Below are 20,078 nucleotides of genomic sequence, written 5' to 3'. Positions count from 1 at the left end.
ATGCCGGGGAGGAGGGGGACGGAGGCGGCGGCGGGGGTGCTGCGGCCGCCCGGGCGCCGGCTGCCGCGGGTGTCAGCAGCAGCAGTGCGGCGCAGCCCACGGCGGCCGCGCGGCGCCGCGCCCGCGCGTGACGGATCGGACGGTCCACAGCGCGCTCCGTTCGTCGCGGCTGTCCTCTCGCCGAAGGCCCGGCGTCCGCCCGACGGCGCGGCGTCCGCGCTGCTCCGGTGACCTGCCCTCAGCGTGCCACGGCAGGTCACCGGACGCACGTCACCGCATGCGCGGCAGCCGCAGGCTGAGCAGGGTGGTGAGCACGATCAGGCCGAGCTGCACCGCGAGCGTGGTGGACACCGCGGCGCGCATGCCCGCGGTCGGGACGAGGGCGAGGAAGAGGCTGCCCAGCGTGGCCACGCCCAGGGCCAGCGCGGACTGCTGGGCGGTGATCATGACCCCGCTGCCCACCCCGGCCCGGTCGGCGGGCACGTCGGAGAGCATCAGCCGCATCAGCACGGGCAGTTGGAGCCCCTGCCCCAGCCCGGCCAGGCCCACCCCGGGCGCCAGGGCGGTGAGCCCGGGGTCCGGCCAGTGCTGCCGGAGCGTGACCAGCAGCAGGCCGATACCGGCCGCCTGCAGGACGCCACCGGCGGTGACGACACGGCTGCCGAACCGGGCGACCAGGCGCGGTCCGGCCAGGGAGGCGGTGAAGAAGGCCAGCGCCATCGGCACCAGCGCCAGCCCGGCGGTGACGGGACCCATGTGCAGCCCCTGCTGGAAGGTCACGGCGAGGACGAACATGAAGCCGCTGAAGCCGACCGAGAAGGGGAGCAGCAGGGCCAGACCGCGCCGCAGCGACTCCAGCCGCAGCAGGCTCGGCGGCACCAGGGGCACCTGTCCATGGCGGTCGGCCCGGCGTTCGGTCAGGTAGAACGCCGCGGTGGCGAGCGGGAACACCGCGAGCGAGAACCAGGTCCACAGCGGCCAGCCGGCTGCCCGGCCCTCGGTCAGCGGCAGCAGCAGGGAGACCAGCGACAGCGCGAGCAGCAGGGTGCCGGGCACGTCCACGCCGGCGGGCCGGCCCGAGCGCGTGTCGGGGACGCTGCGCACGCCGAGCAGCAGGCCCAGCACGACCACGGGCACGTTGACCAGGAACACGGCGCGCCAGCCGGTCCCGGCCACGTCCGCGGCGACCAGGACCCCGCCGAGGATCTGCCCGGCGACCATGGACAGGCCCGCGGTGGCCCCGTACAGGCTCATGGCCCGGGCCCGGCGCGGGCCCTCGGTGGTGGCCTGGATGGTGGCGAGCACCTGCGGCAGCATCAGGGCCGAGGCCGCGCCCTGGGCGACGCGGGCGGCGACCAGGGTCCAGGCGTCGGGGGCGAGGCCGCAGGCGAGCGAGGTGACGCCGAAGGCGGCCATCCCGGCGAGGAAGAGGCGTCGGCGCCCGAGGGTGTCGCCGACGCGTCCGCCGAGCACGAGCAGGACGGCGTAGGCGACGCCGTACCCGCCGACGACGAGTTCGAGCAGGGCCGGTCCGGCGTCGAGGTCGCGCTCGACGGCCGGCAGGGCGACGTTGACGACGAAGAAGTCGATCAGGGGCAGGGCGGCGCCCACCAGGACGGTGAACAGCCCGAGGCCGGTCAGGTGCGGCGGCCGGTGGCCGGCGGCCCCTGCCGCCCCCGTGGTCCCTGCCGCCCCGGCGGCCCCGTCGGTGGTGCCCGCGGGCCGGCCGGTGGGTGTGCGGACGGTGGTCGGAAGTGTTCGGTTCACGCTCCGACCCTGCCCCTTCCCTCAGACGGGTACCAGAGTGTCGTTGTCCGGGTACCAGGACTACCTGGCAACAGGATCACGGGTGCGGCAGGGTGGGGGTATGACCACCTTCGCCCCCGGAAGCCCTGGTAGCGACATCCGCCGGCACGAGCTCGCGGAGTTCCTCCGCAGCCGCCGCGAACGGATCACCCCCGAGCAGGTCGGGCTGGTCCGCGGACCGCGCCGGCGGACCCCGGGACTGCGCCGCGAGGAGGTGGCGCACCTGTCGTCGGTGGGCGTCACCTGGTACACGTGGCTGGAGCAGGCCCGGGACATCACGGTGTCGGCGCAGGTGCTGGACGCGGTCGCGCGGGCGCTGCTGCTCGACGCGAGCGAGCGGGCGCACCTGTTCGCCCTCGCCGGCAGCCTGGACCCGGCGCCGAACACGCTCTGCCCGAGCGTGACGCCGTCCCTGCGGGCCATGCTCGACCAGCTCGGCCCGATCCCGACGTGCATCCAGAACAGCCGCTACGACATCCTCGCGTACAACGCCTCGTACGGCCGGCTGTTCGGTGATCTGGACGCCACCCCGGCCGGCGACCGCAACGCCATGTGGCTGGCTTTCACCGACCCCCGGTGGCGGGCCGCGGTGGTGGACCTGCCGGGCACGTACCGCACCATGGCGGCGAAGTTCCGGGCGGCGATGGCCGAGCACCTGGCGGAGCCGGCGTGGAAGACGCTGCTGGCCCGGCTGGAGGGGGCCTCGCCGGAGTTCCGCGAGGTGTGGGCCCGCCACGAGGTGGTGGGGCAGGGCGCGAAGTCGAAGTACATCCGCAACCCCTACGTCGGGCTGCTGCACCTGGAACACACCAACCTGTGGCTCGGACCGGCCCAGGGCCCGCGGCTGGTGTCGTACGTACCGCTGGACGAGGAGACGCGCGAGCGCCTGGAGCGGCTGCACACTTCGGCCACCGACGGGGGCGCCGTCACGGTCTGACGGTCCCCTCGGGGGCGCACGGGGGCGCACGAAAAGCGCACGTGGGGCGCGTGTCGACCGGTCGCGGCGCGCCCGGCGGCGCCGAACGGTTTTTGCCATTCCGTTTTTGCCGTTCCGGTGAACGGACGGGCTCTCAGGTGCCACTCTTGAGCCATGTCGGGTTTTCGGGGGGCGGACCCGGCGCCGACGCGGCGCTTGGTGCTCGGCCGTTACGCACTGCTGGAACGGTTCCACGGCGGTATGGCGGAGGTGTGGAAGGCACAGGACCTGCGGTTGGACCGCACGGTGGTGGCCAAATTCCTACGGGTTCCGGATCGGGGCACCCATGCGGCGCGCCGGTTCCTGCGCGAGGCGCGGATCCTGGCCGGGATCGACGACCCGCGGGTGGTGCGCATCCACGACGTGGACGAGGCCGAGATAGACGGTCAGTGGCAGCTCTACCTGATCACGCAGTACGTGCACGGACGCACCCTGCGCGAGGCCCTGCCGCGCGGCACGGCCCTGGACGTGGACCACGCCCTGCGCCGCGCCGCCGAGTTGTGCGAGGCGCTGGTCCCGGTCCACGAGCAGAACCTCGTGCACCGCGACGTCAAGCCGGGCAACGTGATGATCCGCCGCGTCGGGGGCGGCGAGCGGCTGGTCCTGCTCGACTTCGGCATCGCCCGCTCGTACACGGCGTTCGGCGGCACCGGCCGGGCCGCCGGGGTGACCGGGTCGGGCCAGCTCATCGGCACGCCCGAGTACATGGCTCCGGAGCGCTTCCTGCTGGAGCCCGACGGGCCGGCCACCGATCTCTACGCGGTCGGCTGCGTCCTGTTCGAGATGCTCACGGGCCAACAGCCGTACCTGGCACCGGACTACGGCGACCTCGCCCGGCTGCACACCCATGCCCCGGTACCGTCCGCCCGCGCGTTACGCCCGGCGGTCCCCGCCGCGGTGGACGAGCTGGTGGTCCGGCTGCTGGCCAAGCGGCCCGGGGACCGCCCGGCCGACGCCCGGGGCATCGCCGAGACCCTGCGGGAGCTGGGCGGCGGCGGCCGGACCGGGCGCCGGCCGCGGCCGGCCGACCCGGAAGGCCTGGTCGAGTCCCGCTGCAACGCCGTCCTCACCGGGGACCACCCGCCCGAGGAGCGGGCCCGGCTGCTGGCCGACGTGGCCGACCTGGCCCGCGAGGTACTCCCCGCCGACCACGCCGGGGCCTGGCTGGTCACCCTGCACCTGGCCCGCGCCCTGCACACCGCCAAGAACCCGGCGGCGGCCGCCGACCGGCTCGCCCCGGTGGCCGCCCGGATCCGCCAGGTCCTGGGCCCCGTCGAACCGCTGACCCGCGCCTCGGCCCTCAACCTCGCCCGCTACCTGGGCGAGAGCGGGCATCCGGCGGCCGCCGCCAAGCACCTGGCGGAACTGCGCGCGGCCGTCGCCGCCGCGGTGCCGCCCACCGACGAGCGGCTCTCGGAGATCCGCTTCGACCTGGCGCACTGGCTGGCCACCGCCGGTGAGCACCAGGCCGCGGCCACCGAGTACCGCGCCCTGTACACCGACCACTGCGCGGCCCTCGGCCCGGACGCCCCGGAGACCGTGCGGCTGTACGAACTGATCCACCAGGCCACGAGTGAGGGATGAGGACCATGGCCGACATGTACGACCTCAACGCCATCCGCGAGAGCTTCTTCGCCAGTCAGGCCAAGAGAACCGAGAACCCGCACGGCGGGCAGGAGCAGGTGTACGTCGACCGCAGCGGCCGGGTCCGGCTCGGCAACGGCGGCGAGAGCGACGCCCCGCTGTCGAAGGTCCCGCACAGCACGTTCGCGGCCCGCCGCGGCGTGCCGGGCGGCCATTCGGCGCGGCTGGCCGAGGAGTTCCGGGTGGCGGAGACCAAGATGCCGCAGGGCACGTACTACGAGGACTCCCCCGGCGCCGAGGGCTGGGTGTACGAGATCGTCACCGAGTTCCGGAACACCTACGTGATGTGCGCGCACTTCGACGGCACCGACTACAAGGTGCGGCTGCTGGAGCCCGAGCTGGAGTCGCTGCCCGACCACGACCAGCACGGCTTCCACCTCTACTACAGCGGCAAGATCTGCCTCTCCGACCGGCCCGGCTCCGGCCAGCCCACCCTGGAGGAGGCGTACGCCCGGTCGGCCGCCTGGGCGCTCGGCGTGGACTTCGTCCGCATGGGCCACCCGTTCCCGTTCAACCGCAACCAGTAGGAGCGCCCGCGGTGCTGCCCGTACACGTCTTCGACTACGTGATCGACCAGGTGGGCACGGACATCGGCCTGCCGCGGCCCGAGCAGGGCGGCGCCCTGCTCGGGCTGCGCGGCCGGGACGTCCTGACCGCTTTCGTCCACGACGCTCACGCCCACGTGACGCAGGTGGAGTACAGCAACACCCCCTGGCTGCTGGACGAGATCGCCCGGCGGGAGGAGGCCGGTCCCGAGCGGTTCAAGGGGATCGTCCATTCGCACCCGGCGGGCATGCCCCACCCCTCGCGCCAGGACCACCACGAGTACGGGCGGGCGTTGGACTCCATCCCCGAACTCGGCCGCTACCTCGCGCCGATCGTGACGCACGACACCCGCAGCCCGCTGAAGCAGCACGAGCTGCTGACCGGGACGGCACGGGTGTCGTTCTTCGGCGCGGCGTGGTCGGCCCGGGAGGTCCGGCTGTCCCCGATGCGGCCGGTGGTGGTCCCGATGGCCGCCGCCGTCCGCCAGGCGGGGCTGCCGTGGGCGCCGGAGCTGGCCCGCACCACGGTGATCCGCGGGGTGCCGGGGGTGAGCGTGGTGCTGCCCGGGGAGGAGACCCCGGGCGCCCCGCGCCGGCACCTGTTCGTCACCCCGGACTTCCCCCTCGTGGCGCCGCTGCTGCTGGAGGCGAGCGGCTACGACGGGGAGCTGACCGTGCACGAGCTGGTCTGGGACCACCGGGTCCCCGAACTGGACCGGCTCGCCCACGCGTTGCGGGGCCCGGTACAGCCGGTGCCGCAGGCGCTGCACGTGCCGCAGGCGGCGGAGCCGTACGAGCCCGCGAAGCCGTCGGACACCCATGAGTCGTACGCCTCCCCGGAGTCGTCGCTGCTGTCCCCGGCGTCGTACGCGGCCCAGCAGTCGCCCGGCGGCTGGGCACCGGAGGCGCCGCAGCCCCGGGCGCGGCCGCAGGACGTGACCCGGCTGATGACGCAGAGCACGACGCCGGACGTGACCCGGGAGATGCCACCGGAGATGTCCCCGGGAGCGGACCCGGAGCCGGCGGCGGACCCGGCCCGGGAGCCGGACGGGGACCAGGCCCGGGGCGGCGGCCGGGACGGCGCCCCGGCGGGCCGGCCCCCGGCCCGCCGGCCCGGGGTGACCCGGCGGCTGGCGTGGCGCCTGGGCATCGGGCGCGCCCGGGCCGTCCGGGCGGGCCTGTTCGCCCGGACCGCCGGCCTGCTCTCCCCGACCCTGGCCGAGGCCCACATCCTGCTGATCGGGGTGGGCTCGGTGGGCAGCTACCTGGCGGACGTCCTGGTCCGCTCGGGGGTGGGACGGCTGACCCTGGTCGATCCCGACCGGGTGGAGCCGGCCAACGTGGGCCGGGCGCTGTTCGGGGTCAAGGACATCGGCGGGAACAAGGCCCGGATGGCCGCGCGCCGGCTGCGCCGGATCAACCGCAAGCTGGTGGTCCGCTGGCACGGGCGGGAGGTCGCCGCGCTGGACAGTCACACCTGGCTCCAGCTCATCTCCGGCGCGGACCTGGTGATCGCCGCGACCGACGACAACCAGGCCCAGCAGCGCCTGAACCACCTCTCCTACTTCGTCGGCCGGCCCACCGTGTTCGTCGGCCTCTACGAGGGCGCGGCGGGCGGCGAGATCGTGTTCACGACGCAGGGCTCGCCCTGCTGGAGCTGTGCCACGGGCGGGGTGCGCGAGGTGCTGGGCGAGCTCGGGCACCAGCCGCGCACGGACTACGGCACGGGACGGACGTACGCGGTGCCGGGTCTGCTGCCGGACATCCAGCACGTGTCCGCGGCGGCGGCGAAGATCGCCCTGGCGCTGCTGCACGGCCGGTCGGGGTCCGACCGGATCGGCGGCTTCCTGGCCAAGCCGTTGGACGAGCGGCTGTCCATGGTGCAGTTCGCGATGGAACCCGACCACTGGTTCTTCCCCATGGTCCTCGGCCAGGCGCCCGGCCAGCACGCCTTCCAGAGCGTCTGGCTGCGCACCGGCAGCCGGCCCGAGTGCCCGGTGTGCGGGACGCCCGCGCTGCGCAGCGACCCCCGGGACCACGGCCGGGGCGGCGGGTGGTCGTCCCGCGCTCGGAGGCCGGGCTCGGGCCCTTCGCCCGGTTCGGGCAGGCGGGCGCGCTGACGCTGCTGGTGTGGCAGTTGCTGGTGCTGTGGCAGTGGCGGCTGCCGTTCGAGAAGTCGGCCGAGCTGGCCCCGAAGTGGCGGGCGCCGTTCGAGCTCGCCGCGCACCAGGTGGCCTCCGAGGACTACCCCCGGGTCCGCGACGCCGTCGTGAGCTGGGGGCCGACTCCGCAGTACCCGTGGCTGCTCCCGGCCTGCGCGGTCGTCCTCGTCCTCCTGGTGCGCGTCGTACGGCTGCCCGAGTGGCTCCAGTGGTTCCTGGGCACGGCCGCCGCCGCGTACGGGGTGCTCTCCCTGTACGTCGCCGGGCCGGGGCTGCTGTACCAGTGGCCGCTGACGGCGCTGCTGCTGGCCCTCGGGTACGGGCTGCTGCACTGGATCCGCATCGAGTGAACGGCCGGGCCCGGCCGGGCGGGTCGGCGGCTACGGGGGGTCGGCGGGCAGGGTCAGCGTGAAGGCCGCGCCGCCCTCCGGGCCGTGGCCGAGCACGGTGAGGGTGCCGCCGAGCCGGGTGGCGAGCCGGTGGGCGATGGCCAGGCCCAGCCCGCTGCCGACGGGCCGTTCCCCGCGGTAGCGGTCGTGCAGGGCTCCGCGTTCGAAGGCGACCTCCACGTCCTCGTCCGTGAGGCCCGGGCCGCCGTCCCGGACCTGGAGGAGGGCGCCGCCGCCCTCGGGGGCGGGGGCCACGGCCAGGACGACGGGCCCGCCCTCCGGGGTGAGCCGGAGGGCGTTCTCCAGCAGGCAGTCGGCGAGCTGCCGGACCCGGAAGCCGTCGGTGCGGAGCGTCAGCGGCGGGCCGGACTCCGGCCGCTCCAGGGCGAACCGGACCCCGTGCCGGGCGCAGCGTTCGCGCCAGGTCCCGGCCGCGTGGGTGACCAGCGCGGTCAGGTCCGTGTCGGTGGTGTCGATCCGGAAGTCCGCGGCGTCGGCCTCCAGGCGGGCCAGGTCCAGCAGGTCGCGCAGGAAGCGGTCCAGGCGCTCCGACTCGGCGCCGAGCAGGCGTCCCGTCGCCGGGACCCGGTCGGCGGGGACGACCCCGTCGGCCAGGGCCTCGGCGTAGCCGCGGATCGTGGTGAGCGGCGTACGGATCTCGTGGGAGACCGACAGCAGGAACTCCCGGCGGCGTTCCTCGCTGCGTGCCAGTTCCCGGTCCAGGACGGCCAGGGCCCGGCTCACCTCGGCCACCTCCCGGGGCCCGGCGGCGGCCCGGGGGTCCTCGTCGGGTGCGGTGGCGGTGGTCCCGCGTTCGCCCGCCGCCAGCCGGCCCGCCACCCCGGCCGCGGCGGTCAGCGGGCGGGCGATGCGCCGGGCCAGGAGCAGGCCGGCCGCGCCGGCGCCGAGCAGGCCCGCGCACAGCGGCAGGACCAGGTTGCGGCGGATCCGGGCGGCGGCCGCGTCGACCTCGGTGGTGGCCTTGGTGAGGACCACTCCCCCGGCGCGGCCCGCCCGGCCCTCCACCAGGACCTCCTGTCCGTCCAGCGTCGCGGTCGTGGACAGCGGCCGGTGCGTGAGCAGCCGGTCCCGCCCGGCGTGGCTGACGGCGTCGGCGGCCGGGCCGGTGAGCGCCCCGGAGGGGTCGAGGACGGCGAGCCGGACGCCGTTGGCGCCGGCGATCTGCTGCTCGCCCTCCACCAGCAGGGCGGACAGTCGTGGCACCCGGCTGAGGACGGTGGCCTGCCGGGCGAGCCGGTCGCGTTCCTGCGCCTCGGCGTTCCCGCGCGCGGTGTACCAGGCGGTGACCCCGCTGAGCAGGACGGCCACCAGGGCGACGAACCCGGCGAACAGGACGAGTTCGCGGGCGAGGGTGCGGCGGCCCCGGTTCCCGGTCGTCGCCGCTGCGCCGGCGCGTCCCGGCGTCACGGCCGGTCCTCGTCGGTCGCGCTGTAGCCGACGCCCCGTACGGTGCGGATCGGGCTGGCGTCGCCCAGCTTGCCGCGGATCTGGGAGACGTAGACGTCGACCACGCGGGGGTCCCGGTGGGCGGAGCCGCCCCAGACCTGGTCGAGGAGCTGGACCCGGCTGAAGACCTGGCCGCGGTGGGCCAGCAGGTGGTCGAGCAGGTCCAGTTCCAGCGCGGTGAACTCGACGGGGACGCCGTCCACGTGGACGGTGCGGCGGCCCGGATCGACCCGCAACGTCCCGCGGACGTGCACGGCGGGCACGGCCGGCCGGCCCGCTGCGGTCGCGCGGCGCAGCACGGCGTTGACCCGGGCGACCAGTTCGCCCGGGGAGAAGGGCTTGGTGAGGTAGTCGTCGGCGCCCAGTTCCAGGCCGAGGATGCGGTCCGCCTCGTCGCCGCGGGCGGTGACCAGCAGCACCGGGGTCCAGTCGCCGCGCTCGCGCAACCGCCGGCAGAACGTCACCCCGTCCAGGCCGGGCAGTCCGATGTCCAGGACGATCGCGGCCGGGGCCAGGCGCAGCACGGCGTCGAAGCCGGCGGCGCCGTCCTCGGCGATCTCGGTCCCGTAGCCGTCGCGTTCCAGGTAGAGCTGCTGGAGGGTGGCGATGTTCCGGTCGTCCTCCACGATGAGGACCAGTCCCTTGCGAGGGTTCACGACGGCTCCGGGAGGGGTGGGCGCGGGACGGAGCCGCGGGCGGCCTGGGTCGGCGTCCATGCTAGTCAGCGGCGCGGGCCGCGGGCGTCGCGGCGGGGGGCCGGCGGCCGGAGCCTTACCGAAGCCTGACAATGCGCTCATGATCCCCTGGTGATCGGCGTCCATGATCGGTGACGGGCGAGCCCCGGGCCCCACCGGGCCCGCGCTCCGCCCTTCCTCCGTCCCCTCCTGGCAAGGACCACCCCTGATGACCACCACCGACCGGGCCGCCCGGCCCGGGGCCGCTCCCGCAGTACGCCCGGGGCGGCTGCACCGGGTGGGGCGCGGCTGTGCACGCCGCCCCTGGTTCGTGATCGCCGCCTGGCTCCTGGTCCTGGTCGCCGTCGTCGGCGCCGACCGGCTCTGGGGCGGCAGCTACGAGGACGACTTCAGCCTTCCCGGCACCTCGGTCCAGACCGGCGCCGACCTGCTCGACGCGCACGGGGGGCCGGCGGTCCGCGGGGTCCCCGCGCAGATCGTGCTGTCGGCCGGCGGACCCGGCGGGCTCGGCGCGCGCCGGGCGGACGTGGAGGCGGCGCGGGCGGAGCTGGCCCGGCTCCCGGAGGTGCTCTCGGTCAGCGACCCGCTCTCCACGCCCGGGTCGGTCACCCAGGACGGCCGGACCGGGTACTTCACCGTCCGCTTCTCCTCGACCCCGGCGCGCTTCGACGCCTCGTACGTCGACCGGGTCGACGCGGCGGTCGCGCCGCTGCGCGCGGACGGGGTCGAGGTGGAGTACGGCGGCCCGCTGGGCAAGCTCGCGGCCTCCGGCGGTGCCCACGGGGTGTCCGAGGCCATCGGTGTGGTGACCGCCCTGGTGGTGCTCCTGCTCGGCTTCGGCAGTGTGGCCGCGGCGGCGTTCCCGCTGGTCAGCGCCGTGGTCGGGGTACTGGCGGGGCTGGCGGCGCTGGGGCTGGCCGCGGCGCAGGTCTCTCTGGCCGCGGTCTCCCCGACGCTGGCGGTGATGATGGGCCTGGGCGTGGGCCTGGACTATGCGCTGTTCCTGGTGACCCGGCACCGCAAACTGCTGCACGGGACGGCCGATCCGGCGGAGGCGGCCGGCCGGACCGTCGCCACCAGCGGCCGGGCGGTGCTGGTGGCGGCGCTGACCGTGACGGTCGCCCTGGCCGGGCTGTTCGCCTCCGGGGTGGGCTTCATCGGGATGCTGGGCGTGGCCGCGGCCACCACCGTGCTGACCGGTGCGCTGGCCGCCCTCACGCTGACTCCTGCGCTGCTGGGCCTGGCCGGGCGGCGGATCGACCGGTTCCATGTCCGCGAGCCGGTCGACGAGCCCGAGGGGGACGGCGACGTGTGGCACCGCTGGGCGGCTGCGGTCGGCCGCCGGCCGTGGACCGCGCTGGTCGGGGGCCTGCTGGTGCTGGGGGTGCTCGCCGTACCGGTCGCGGGGATGCGGCTGGGGCATGTCGACGCGGGGGCGTCACCCGCGAGCTCGACCGAGCGCCACGCGTACGACCTGATCGCCGACGGGTTCGGGCCCGGCACGAACGCGCCGGTCACCGTCGTGGTCACCCTGGGCAAGGGGGGCGCGACCGACCGGGAGCGCACCGAGGTCGCCCAGGAGCTCTACGGCGCGCTCACCCGGACGCCGGGCGTCGCCTCGGCGACGGTGCCCGCGCCGACCGCGGACGGGGCCCTGCTGGTGGCCACCGTGGTCCCGGACAGCGCCCCGCAGGACCGGGCCACCGCCGACCTGATCCACCGGCTGACGGACGAGACGCTGCCCGACACCCTGGGCCCGCACGACGCCACCGGCTATCCGACCGGGCCGGCGGCGGGCCAGCAGACCTTCCGCGACGTGCTCGCGGCCCGGCTGCCGCTGGTCGTGGGCCTGGTCGTGGCGGCGGCGTTCCTGCTCCTGCTGGTCGTGTTCCGCAGTCCGCTGGTCGCGGCCAAGGCCGCGCTGCTGAACCTGCTGTCGATCGGCGCGTCGTTCGGTGTCGTGGTGGCGGTGTTCCAGTGGGGCTGGGGCGGGCCGCTGCTGGGCGTGGACGAGCCGGTTCCGGTGGAGTCCTACGTGCCGATGATGATGTTCGCGATCGTCTTCGGCCTGTCGATGGACTACGAGGTGTTCCTCCTGTCACGGATCCGGGAGCACTGGCTGGCCACCGGGGACGACCGGGCGAGCGTCGCGGCCGGCCTGGCCTCGACCGCCCGGGTCATCACCTGTGCCGCGATCGTCATGACCAGCGTGTTCCTGGCCTTCCTGCTGTCCCCGGACCCGGTGGTGAAGATGCTGGCGCTGGGGCTCGGTGTGAGCGTGGTCCTCGACGCGACCGTGGTCCGGCTGCTGCTGGTGCCCGCCTCGATGAACCTCCTGGGCCGGGCCAACTGGTGGATCCCCCGCCGGCTCGACCGGCTGCTGCCGCACCTGGACCCGGAGGGCGGCGACGGGGAGGCGGCCGTCCGCGGGGCCGGCGCCGAGGGGGTACGGGCGTGAGGCGGCGGGGGCCGGCGCTCTGGCTGTCGGGGGCGGCGGCCGGGCTGGCCCTGCTCGCCGGGACCGCCGAGTACGGCGCCACGCGCGTGGTCGAGGGCCGCATCGAGGACGCGCTCCGGCCCCGGCTGGGCCCGACCGAGGCGGACCTGTCCGGCCCGGGTCTGCTCGCGGTGGCCCGGGGCCGGGTGGACGCGGCGGAGGTGACCGGGCACGACGTGGCGTTCGGCCGGATCACCGGGGCCTCGGTCGACCTCAGCCTGCACGGGGTGACCACGGCCGGCGACGGCCGGGCCACGGTGGCATCGGTGCGGGGCCGGATCACGGTGCCGGCGGGCGCGGTGCGCGCCTCGCTCGCGGCGGGCGACCGGGCGCTGCCGGTCGGCGCGGTGACCACCGACCCGGCGTCCGGCACGCTCCGGCTCGGCCTGGGTCCGGGCGGAGCGGCCACCGTGGTCCTGCGCCCGGAACTGCGCGACGGCCGGCTCTCCTTCGACCTGGCCGAGGCCACCCTGCTGGGCCGGCCCGCACCCGAACGGCTGGTGGGGGCGGTCCGGGAGGAACTGGCCGCCGCCGAGGGGCGCCGGGCCGGCCCGGGCGGGGCGGACGCCGCGCTGCCGGGGCTGCGGGCGGAGGCGGCCCGGGTGACGGACCGGGGCGTGGAGGTCACCGTCCGGGGAACGGACCTGCACCTGGCACCGCCGTCCGGGGGGCTTGCGTAGCGGCTCGGCGGCGGGCGGGGCGCCACCGACTCGCGGACCCGCGTACCGGGCATTTCGCCCTGCTTTTCGTCAGGCTGGGCACGGTTGACGCCCCGCCGCTCCCCGAGCGCTCCGACAGAAGGTGCCAGGATGACGACTCCATCGCTCCGGCTCGACCCCCGCGTCCCCGCCACCCCTTACGACATCGGCCTGCCGGTGCTCCGGCTCGTGCTCGGCGCGATCATGGCCCTGCACGGCACGCAGAAACTGTTCCGGTGGTTCGACGGCCCCGGGGTGAAGATCACCGGGAAGTTCTTCGAGAAGGCCGGCTACCCGGCGGGCGAGACCATGGCCGTGATCGCGGGTCTCACCGAGACCCTCGGCGGCCTGGGGCTGATCCTCGGCCTGCTCACCCCGCTGGCAGCCGGCGCGATCGTCGGCGTGATGGTCAACGCCATCGCCGTGAAGTGGGCCGGCGCCTACCTCGGCGCGGAGGGGGTCGAGTTCGAGAGCCTGATCATCGCCGCCGCGGCCACCCTCGCCCTGACCGGCCCGGGCCGCTACGCGCTGGACCACTTCGTCCCGGTGCTCCGCCACCACCGCGTGCGGTACGGGGTCGCGTGCCTGCTCCTGGGCGTCGTCCTGGCCTTCCTGATCCTGCTCCTGCGCGACTAGGCGCCGCCGGCCGTCCGTACCCGGGAGGGCCTCGCCGGCTCCGGCCCGCGAGGCCCTCCCACGGCGACTACGGGGATTCCTGGGACTCCTGGGCCAGCCGGGAGTGCCGGTAGGAGTAGCCGAAGTAGACGACGAGCCCGATCAGGAACCAGATGACGAAGCGGAGCCAGGTCTCCGCCTGGAGGTACGTGATGAGCCAGACGGACGCGATCACCCCGATCGCCGGGGTGACCGGCATGAACGGGGCGCGGAAGGTGCGGGGCAGGTCGGGGCGCCGGTAGCGCAGCACGATGACCGCGGTGCACACGACGGCGAAGGCGAGCAGGATGCCGATGTTGGTGAGCTCCGCCACGTCGCCGATCGGGACGAGGCCCGCGATGGCGGCCGAGGTCGCACCGACGATCCAGGTGACCCGGGTGGGGACGTGGCGGGTGGGGTGCGTCTTGGCGAACCAGTGGGGCAGCAGTCCGTCCCGGCTCATGGAGAACCAGACGCGGGTCACACCGAGCATGAAGGTGAACATGACCGTGAGGATGCCGACGATGGCCCCGACCGCGATGATGTCGGCGACCGCGTCCAGCCCCACCGACTTGAAGGCGCTGGAGAAGCCGCTCTCCGGGTCGATCTCCGTGTAGTGCTGCATGCCCGTCAGCACCAGGCAGGCCAGCACGTAGAGCACCATCGCGATGCCCAGCGAGTACACGATGGCCTTCGGCATGTGGACTCCGGCACCCACCGGACCGACGCGCACCGTTTCTACCTGCGGGAGCGCTTCGTCATCGGCGCGTTCCACTTCGACAAGCCGCTCGACTGAGCGGAGCCGCGGACACCGGGCGACCGGCCGACCGGCGCCCGGCCGGTCGCGGCGGTCACTTCCCGTCGGGGTCCGGGTCCCGGGGGCCGGTCCACCGGGTGCGGCCGTCGCGGGGGTCGGCGGACTTCTGCGGCCGGTCGAGCCGGCTCGCCTCGTCCGTGTCCGCGGCCGCGGTGCGCCCGTCGTCGCGGCGCTCCCGGTGCTCTCCGGTCCCGGGGTCGGTCGCCCTCGTGGTGACGTGCGGCTTGCGGCGGTCCTCGGCCCCGTCGTCGTCGTGGTGCAGCGGGACCCCGCCCGCTCCGCCCTGCTCCTCGTCCATCGCCGATCCCTTCGGTCGTCCGGCGCCGGTCGTCGGGCATCGCCCTGCGGCGTCCTGCGTCTGTCCGGGCGGCTGCCCGGTCCGCGGCCGGGTAAACGGCCGGGGCCTCAGCGGCGGGCCTCGCCGCGGGCCGCTCCGATGCCGGCCGTGACCACGAGGGCCGTACCGGCGGCCTGGAGGACGGTGGGCGTCTGGGCGATCAGGACCATGCCCGCGCACAGGGCCACGGCCGGTTCCAGGCCGGCCAGGGTGCCGTAGGTGGTCTTGGACATGCGCTGCAAGGCCTTCATCTCCAGCAGGAACGGCAGCAGCGGCATCAGGACGGCGATCCCGAGCGCCGCCAGGGCCACCTCCCAGGTCAGGTGCGCGACCACCCCCGGCGCTCCGAACGGCGCGGCGACGACCGCGGCGACCGCGAACGACAGCGCCAGCCCGTGCTGCGCCGAGAACCGGCTGCCGACGTGCGCGGTGCCGATGACGTACAGCGCCCAGCAGGCGGCCGAGCCCAGTCCGAAGAGGACCCCGACGAGACCGGCGGAGCCGCTCCACGGCGAGGTGAGCAGCAGCACGCCCGCCGCGGCCAGGGCCAGCCAGAGCAGTTCGCGGACCCGGCGCGAACCGGCGACGGCGACCGCGAGCGGTCCGAGGAACTCCAGCGCCGTCGCCGTGCCCAGCGGCAGCCGGGCGGCGGCCTCCGCGAACAGCAGCATCATCCCCGCGCTGACCGCGCCGAGGCCGACGGTGCCGAGCAGGTCGGCGCGGGCCGTCGTGCGCACCACCCGCCACAGGGAGCGTCCGGTCCAGGCGAGCAGGATCACGGCGGCGAAGCCGAGCCGCAGCCAGGTGGTCCCCGCGGGGCCGAGCGCGTCGAACAGCTCGGTCGCCCCGGCGCGTCCCCACCGGCTGCCCGGATCCCGACCCCTGCCGGACCTCGGCCGGCTGCGCCTCCTCGTGGAGCTGCACCGCCTCGGCACCATGGCGGCCGTCGCCGCGAGCACCGGCTACGGCACCTCCGCCGTCTCCAAGCACCTGGGCGTCCTGGAGGCCGAGGTCGGTGTCCCCCTGCTCAGGCCGGTCGGCCGCCGGGTGCGGCTGACGCCCGCCGGGGAGCGCCTGGTCGAGCACGCGGTCGGGATCCTGGCCGCGGTCCAGGAGGCGCAGGCCGAGCTCAGCGGCGGGGCCGAGCCCGCCGGGCGGGTCCGGCTGGCCAGCTTCTTCACCGCGGTCGAACCGGTGGTCCTGCCCATGCTGGTGCGCCTGCGGGAGGCGTACCCGCGGATCGAGGTGGAGACGTACGAGCACGAGCCGGAGCACACCGTCGACCTGGTGCGCGCGGGCAGCATCGACCTCGGCCTGATCTACCACTACAGCCTGGTCCCGCGGGCGGTCCCGAGGGAACTGGACGCCCGGGTGGTCGAGGAGCAGCCGCTGTTCCTCGCGGTGCCCGCCGACCACCCGAACGCCGGGCGTCCGGTCGCCCTGGCCGAGCTGCGGGACTTCGCCACGACCGGGTGGATCGCCAACTCCCGCGGGACGGACGACGACGAGCTGGTGCAGCGGGTGTGCGCCATCGCCGGGTTCACCCCGCGCATCGCCCACCGCATGGACAGCCTGCACCTGGTGAACAGCCTGGTCGGCGCGGGCCTCGGGGTGGCCGTGCTCGCCGAGTCGGGCATCGAGGCCGGTCGTACCGATGTCGCGTTCCGGCCGCTGGATCCGCTGGCCGGCACCCGGCGCACCTCGCTGCTGGCCCGCGCCGGCCAGTGGTCGTGGCCGCCGATCGCGGCGGTGGCGGCGCTGGTCACCGGGTCTGCGGACTCAGGCGGTCAGCGCACGCCGTAGGACGGCGGCGAGTTCGGCGATCTGCCGCCGGGACACGTCGGCGGACAGGATCGCCTGGGAGCCGTGGAAGGTCCCGGCCCACTGGTGCAGCTCCACCGGTACGCCGGCCTGCAGCATGCCCACGGCGTACGCGATGCCCTCGTCGCGGTTCGGGCAGAACTCGGCGGTGGCCACGTACGCGGGCGGCAGACCCGACAGGTCGGTGGCCCGGGCCGGGGCCGCGTACGGCGTGGCGGGCGTGCCGCCCAGGTAGTGCCGCCAGGTGACGGCGACCTTGTCCCGTGTCATCCAGGGCGTGTCCGTGAAGTTCCGCGCGGACCAGGTCTGTTGGCGGTCGTCCAGTTCGGGCTGGTTGAGGAGCTGGAAGCAGATCCGCGGTCCCCGCTCGTCCCGCGCCCGGAGCGCCAGCGCCGCCGCGAGACCGCCGCCGGCGCTGTGCCCGCCCACCGCGATCCGCTCCGGGTCGACGCCCAGCCCGGCCGCGTGCCGGGCGGTCCAGGCCAGTGCGGCGTAGCAGTCGTCCAGCGCAGCCGGGAACGGGTCCTCGGGCGCCCGGCGGTAGCCGACCGAGACCACCACCGCCTCCGCGGCCTCGGCGACCCTCGCCGCCCACGGGTGCTCGGTGTCCAGGTCGCCCATGACGAATCCGCCGCCGTGGAGCCAGACGATCGCGCCCCGGGCCCCGCTCAGCGGGCGGTAGACGCGCACGGGCACGTCCGGCCGGGCCGGGCCGCCGGGCACCGTGCGGTCCTCGACGGTCAGGCGGGAGGTGTCCGGTGGCGGTACGGAGCGGGCCAGCGCGGCGAGCTTCGCCCGGTCGGCGACCGGGTCGGTGAGGTCGGCCCGGGGGAACAGCGGGATGAACGCTTCGAGTTCGGGATCCATGCCGCCCATGGTCGCGGCCTGCGCCGCCCTCCCGCATCCGCCACCCGTCGGTCAACGGGCCCCGCCCGCGCACCGATCGGCGGGTGCTGGGGGTCGGCCGGTACGCCTATCCTCGACCGCATGGAGGTACTGGCCGCACGGCTGTCCCAGTTGGACACGCAGGCCGAGGGCGCGATCCGCGTCGTCATGTTCTACGACACGCTGATGCGTCGGCGGGTGGACCTGCCGGCCCTGGCGCGCGCCTCGGCGGGTCTGGCCGAGTGCGTGGCCGGGATCCGGCTGCGCGCGTCGGGGCGGGCGATCCGCCGGGCACCCGACGGGAGCGAGGCTCCGGAGCCGTCCGAGGTGGCGGGGTCCGCGGCCGGTCCCGGGACCGTGACCGGCCTTGGGTCCGCGGCCGGGTCCGCCGCCGGCGCTGGGCCCGCGGCCGGGTCCGCCGGCGGCGCGCCGACGCATCGGGCGTCCACCACGGTCGCGGTGACCCTGGACGACGAGGAGATCGGCGAGGTGTGGCTGGAGCGCCCCGGCCCGGCCGGTCCGCTGGACGAACTCCTGCTGGACCGGCTCGCCCTGGCCGTCGCCGGGGTCGTCGAGCGCTACGGCCCGGCCCGTACCACCATGGCCGATCCGGCCCTGGTCGAGCTGGTGATCAGCGCCGACAGCGACGAGGCCGCCCGGGCGCGGGCGTTGCGGCTGCTGGGCTTCGCCGTCGGCGCGCCGGTCCGGGTGGTCGCCGTACGCTCACCACTGCCGCTGGACCAGGTCGCCGCCGCGCTCTGCCCGGCCCGGCCCGTGAAGGCGGCGCCGCTCGCCGCCGCGGGGGCGGTCCTGGCCACCACGGTGGACCCGTCCCGGCTGCCGGCGCAGGTCCGCGCTGGCCTCGGCGGCTCCGACGCCCCCGACCGGGCCTGGCGCGAGGCCCGTACCGCCCTCCGTTTCACGACCGCACGCCGCCCGGTCGTGCGTCACGCGGACCTGGGGGCGCTGGCCCTGCTGGCCCAGGTGCCGGACCGGGCCCTGCGCGACAACCCGGACGTGGCCGCCGTGGCCCGGCTGGCCGGCACCCCGGCGGACCTGGACACCCTGGACGCCTACTGCTGCACCGGCTCGCTGCGGGGCGCCGCCGACCTCCTCCACCTCCACCACAGCAGCGTCTCCCGCCGGCTCGACCACCTGGCCAAGGCCCTGGAGCTCGACCTCACCGCGCCGGATGGTCTGCTCCGGGCCAGGGTCGCGCTCAGCGCATGGCGGCTGCTCGACGGCTGACTGGTCGTTTCTGCGGTGAACGCACTGGGCCATTGGGGTGAGTAAAGGGCTCCTTTGCGAAAGTTCAAGGAATCACCAGGAAATCATCTGCTGCGAGTAAAGCGCTTCTTCGGAGGAGATGACGGATGAGCTACGGGAACACACTGCGCGCGGCCATCGCGGAGCCCGGCACCACGCCCCTGATCGGCGTGTACGACATGTACTCGGCCTCGGTGGCGGCCGGGCACTACGACGGGATGTTCGTCTCCGGCTTCGGCTTCGCGGCCTCGTACTACGGACTGCCGGACATCGGCTTCATCGCCTGGCCGGACATGCTGGGCTTCGTGCAGCGGCTGCGCGGCGCGTTCCCGCGGCACCACCTGCTCGTGGACATCGACGACGGGTACGTCGACCCCGAGGTGGCCTGCCACGTCGTGGAGGGGCTGGAGCGGATCGGGGCCTCCGGGGTGATCCTGGAGGACCAGAAGCGCCCCCGCCGGTGCGGGCACGCCGACGGCAAGCTGGTGCTGCCGCTGGCCGAGTACCTGGAGAAGCTGGACATGGTGCTGGCCACGCGCAAGGACCTGGTGGTCGTCGCCCGTACGGACGCCACGGACGAGGCCGACATCCTGCGGCGGGCCGAGGCGCTGGCGGCGACGGACGCGGACGTCGTGCTGGTGGACGGGGTCCGCAGCGTGGAATGGATCCGGCGGATCAGGGAAGTGGTCGACGGCAAGCCGCTGTTGTTCAACCAGATCGCCGGCGGCAAGTCGCCCCGGCTCTCGCTGACCGAGCTCGGCGAGCTCGGCATCGACGTGGCGATCTACAGCACGCCGTGCCTGTTCGCGGCGCACGAGGCGATGGACGCCGCCCTGGGCGAACTGAAGCGCGCCGACGGGCGGTTGCCGGCGACGGACGCGAGGGACCAGATCGGCGTCGCCGAGTCCACCCGGCTGCTGGCCAAGAACATCACCCGGCACCACCCCGTCCCGACGGCGCGGGAGCGGGTGGACGCATGACCTCCGGGCCACGGCGCGTCCGGCTGGCCGCGTACCTGACGGCGGCCCTGGTGGGCGGCGCGGCCGCCCCCGCGGCGGCCGGCGACAGCCTGATCACCGTCATCGACAACTCCCACGCGGACTCGGTCGTGGAGATCGACCGCTCGGCCAACCTGCAGACCGGCAGCGGCACGGCCGGCAGCGACCACGAGGGCAGCGCCGCGGACACCTTGGCCACGCTGATCGAGGCGCTCCACGCGAGCCGGGCCGGGCCGGCTGGGCCGCACCAGGCGTCCTGACGACCCCCTGGTTGAGTGTGCGCTGTTTGTGACCAACGTGTCGTGATTCTGCCACGATCCCGCGCACGCGAGCTGGACGGACCGAGCGACATAAAGACGCTGTTAGGGTGACGTGCGCCTGCCAAGGCATGCCTGGGCGGGTTCCTGCTCATCGCTCTTTC

The 20,078-nt window shown here is 75.2% G+C and carries 18 protein-coding genes and 2 pseudogenes; 13 read left to right on the top strand and 7 right to left on the bottom strand.

The window, feature by feature from the left end; genetic code table 11:
• Positions 1-270: 270 nt before the first annotated feature.
• Positions 271-1,641: an MFS transporter gene (locus EF918_RS08735; protein WP_125643411.1), complete on the bottom strand. Its 1,371-nt coding sequence runs from the start codon at positions 1,639-1,641 to the stop codon at positions 271-273.
• Positions 1,642-1,867: 226 nt separating this feature from the next.
• On the opposite strand from EF918_RS08735, the gene EF918_RS08730 reads away from it, so the two are divergent.
• The 5 genes from EF918_RS08730 to EF918_RS08710 all read left to right on the top strand — a co-directional run bounded on the left by EF918_RS08730 (position 1,868) and on the right by EF918_RS08710 (position 7,483).
• A complete protein-coding gene (locus EF918_RS08730) occupies positions 1,868-2,743 on the top strand; it encodes a helix-turn-helix transcriptional regulator (RefSeq protein ID WP_125643403.1) in 876 nt (291 codons plus the stop codon).
• A 153-nt stretch (positions 2,744-2,896) separates the two neighbouring features.
• Positions 2,897-4,366 carry a serine/threonine-protein kinase gene (locus tag EF918_RS08725; protein WP_125643401.1) on the top strand — a complete coding sequence of 490 codons (1,470 nt, stop codon included), beginning with the start codon at positions 2,897-2,899 and terminating at the stop codon, positions 4,364-4,366.
• A 5-nt stretch (positions 4,367-4,371) separates the two neighbouring features.
• The gene (locus tag EF918_RS08720; protein WP_125643399.1) at positions 4,372-4,953 is read left to right on the top strand and encodes a hypothetical protein; all 582 of its coding nucleotides are present in this window, start codon (positions 4,372-4,374) and stop codon (positions 4,951-4,953) included.
• Between the two features lie 11 nt (positions 4,954-4,964).
• Complete coding sequence (locus EF918_RS38990; RefSeq protein WP_125643397.1) at positions 4,965-7,091, top strand: ThiF family adenylyltransferase; 2,127 nt, start codon at positions 4,965-4,967, stop codon at positions 7,089-7,091.
• Positions 7,025-7,483 (top strand): hypothetical protein, encoded by a 459-nt coding sequence (locus EF918_RS08710; protein ID WP_125643395.1) that lies wholly within the window; start codon positions 7,025-7,027, stop codon positions 7,481-7,483. Before EF918_RS38990 ends, EF918_RS08710 begins: the two co-directional genes overlap by 67 nt.
• A gap of 30 nt (positions 7,484-7,513) precedes the next feature.
• On the opposite strand, the gene EF918_RS08705 is transcribed toward EF918_RS08710, so the two are convergent.
• The gene (locus tag EF918_RS08705; RefSeq protein ID WP_125643393.1) at positions 7,514-8,950 is read right to left on the bottom strand and encodes a sensor histidine kinase KdpD; all 1,437 of its coding nucleotides are present in this window, start codon (positions 8,948-8,950) and stop codon (positions 7,514-7,516) included.
• A complete protein-coding gene (locus EF918_RS08700; protein WP_221889693.1) occupies positions 8,947-9,645 on the bottom strand; it encodes a response regulator transcription factor in 699 nt (232 codons plus the stop codon). The genes EF918_RS08705 and EF918_RS08700 overlap by 4 nt, the downstream gene beginning before the upstream one ends.
• Before the next feature lie 247 nt (positions 9,646-9,892).
• On the opposite strand from EF918_RS08700, the gene EF918_RS08695 reads away from it, so the two are divergent.
• The 3 genes from EF918_RS08695 (at position 9,893) to EF918_RS08685 (ending at position 13,515) form a co-directional block, all read left to right on the top strand.
• A complete protein-coding gene (locus EF918_RS08695) occupies positions 9,893-12,142 on the top strand; it encodes an MMPL family transporter (RefSeq protein ID WP_125643389.1) in 2,250 nt (749 codons plus the stop codon).
• Complete coding sequence (locus EF918_RS08690) at positions 12,139-12,861, top strand: DUF2993 domain-containing protein (RefSeq protein ID WP_125643387.1); 723 nt, start codon at positions 12,139-12,141, stop codon at positions 12,859-12,861. The genes EF918_RS08695 and EF918_RS08690 overlap by 4 nt, the downstream gene beginning before the upstream one ends.
• Positions 12,862-12,990: 129 nt before the next feature.
• On the top strand, positions 12,991-13,515 hold the full coding sequence (locus tag EF918_RS08685) for a DoxX family protein (RefSeq protein ID WP_125643385.1): 525 nt from the start codon (positions 12,991-12,993) through the stop codon (positions 13,513-13,515).
• Between the two features lie 67 nt (positions 13,516-13,582).
• On the opposite strand, the pseudogene EF918_RS08680 reads toward EF918_RS08685, so the two are convergent.
• Positions 13,583-14,236: pseudogene (locus EF918_RS08680) on the bottom strand (APC family permease); the annotation flags it as partial.
• Between EF918_RS08680 and EF918_RS38985 the strand changes: the two are divergent.
• A pseudogene (locus tag EF918_RS38985) lies at positions 14,234-14,329 on the top strand (GNAT family N-acetyltransferase); the annotation flags it as partial. The pseudogenes EF918_RS08680 and EF918_RS38985 sit on opposite strands and share 3 nt — an antisense overlap.
• 55 nt (positions 14,330-14,384) lie before the next feature.
• Here the strand turns inward: EF918_RS38985 and EF918_RS08670 are convergent.
• Positions 14,385-14,648 carry a hypothetical protein gene (locus EF918_RS08670; RefSeq protein WP_125643383.1) on the bottom strand — a complete coding sequence of 88 codons (264 nt, stop codon included), beginning with the start codon at positions 14,646-14,648 and terminating at the stop codon, positions 14,385-14,387.
• Positions 14,649-14,755: 107 nt separating this feature from the next.
• Positions 14,756-15,427: a DMT family transporter gene (locus EF918_RS08665; protein WP_260609992.1), complete on the bottom strand. Its 672-nt coding sequence runs from the start codon at positions 15,425-15,427 to the stop codon at positions 14,756-14,758.
• On the opposite strand from EF918_RS08665, the gene EF918_RS08660 reads away from it, so the two are divergent.
• Positions 15,417-16,490 carry a LysR family transcriptional regulator gene (locus EF918_RS08660; RefSeq protein WP_260609991.1) on the top strand — a complete coding sequence of 358 codons (1,074 nt, stop codon included), beginning with the start codon at positions 15,417-15,419 and terminating at the stop codon, positions 16,488-16,490. The genes EF918_RS08665 and EF918_RS08660 overlap by 11 nt on opposite strands.
• Here EF918_RS08660 and EF918_RS08655 read toward each other — a convergent pair.
• The gene (locus tag EF918_RS08655; RefSeq protein WP_125643379.1) at positions 16,467-17,375 is read right to left on the bottom strand and encodes an alpha/beta hydrolase; all 909 of its coding nucleotides are present in this window, start codon (positions 17,373-17,375) and stop codon (positions 16,467-16,469) included. The genes EF918_RS08660 and EF918_RS08655 overlap by 24 nt on opposite strands.
• Before the next feature lie 120 nt (positions 17,376-17,495).
• On the opposite strand from EF918_RS08655, the gene EF918_RS08650 reads away from it, so the two are divergent.
• The 3 genes from EF918_RS08650 to EF918_RS08640 all read left to right on the top strand — a co-directional run bounded on the left by EF918_RS08650 (position 17,496) and on the right by EF918_RS08640 (position 19,917).
• Positions 17,496-18,641 carry a helix-turn-helix domain-containing protein gene (locus EF918_RS08650; protein ID WP_125643377.1) on the top strand — a complete coding sequence of 382 codons (1,146 nt, stop codon included), beginning with the start codon at positions 17,496-17,498 and terminating at the stop codon, positions 18,639-18,641.
• A gap of 125 nt (positions 18,642-18,766) precedes the next feature.
• Positions 18,767-19,639: an oxaloacetate decarboxylase gene (locus EF918_RS08645; protein ID WP_125643374.1), complete on the top strand. Its 873-nt coding sequence runs from the start codon at positions 18,767-18,769 to the stop codon at positions 19,637-19,639.
• The gene (locus EF918_RS08640) at positions 19,636-19,917 is read left to right on the top strand and encodes a hypothetical protein (protein WP_185921655.1); all 282 of its coding nucleotides are present in this window, start codon (positions 19,636-19,638) and stop codon (positions 19,915-19,917) included. Before EF918_RS08645 ends, EF918_RS08640 begins: the two co-directional genes overlap by 4 nt.
• The last annotated feature ends 161 nt before the right edge of the window (positions 19,918-20,078 follow it).

This window comes from Streptomyces sp. WAC06614 (assembly GCF_003949795.1).
Taxonomy (GTDB): Bacteria; Actinomycetota; Actinomycetes; order Streptomycetales; family Streptomycetaceae; genus Streptomyces.
Note: the sequence above shows the minus strand (reverse complement) of the source record. Positions and strands in the feature narration are given on the sequence as shown.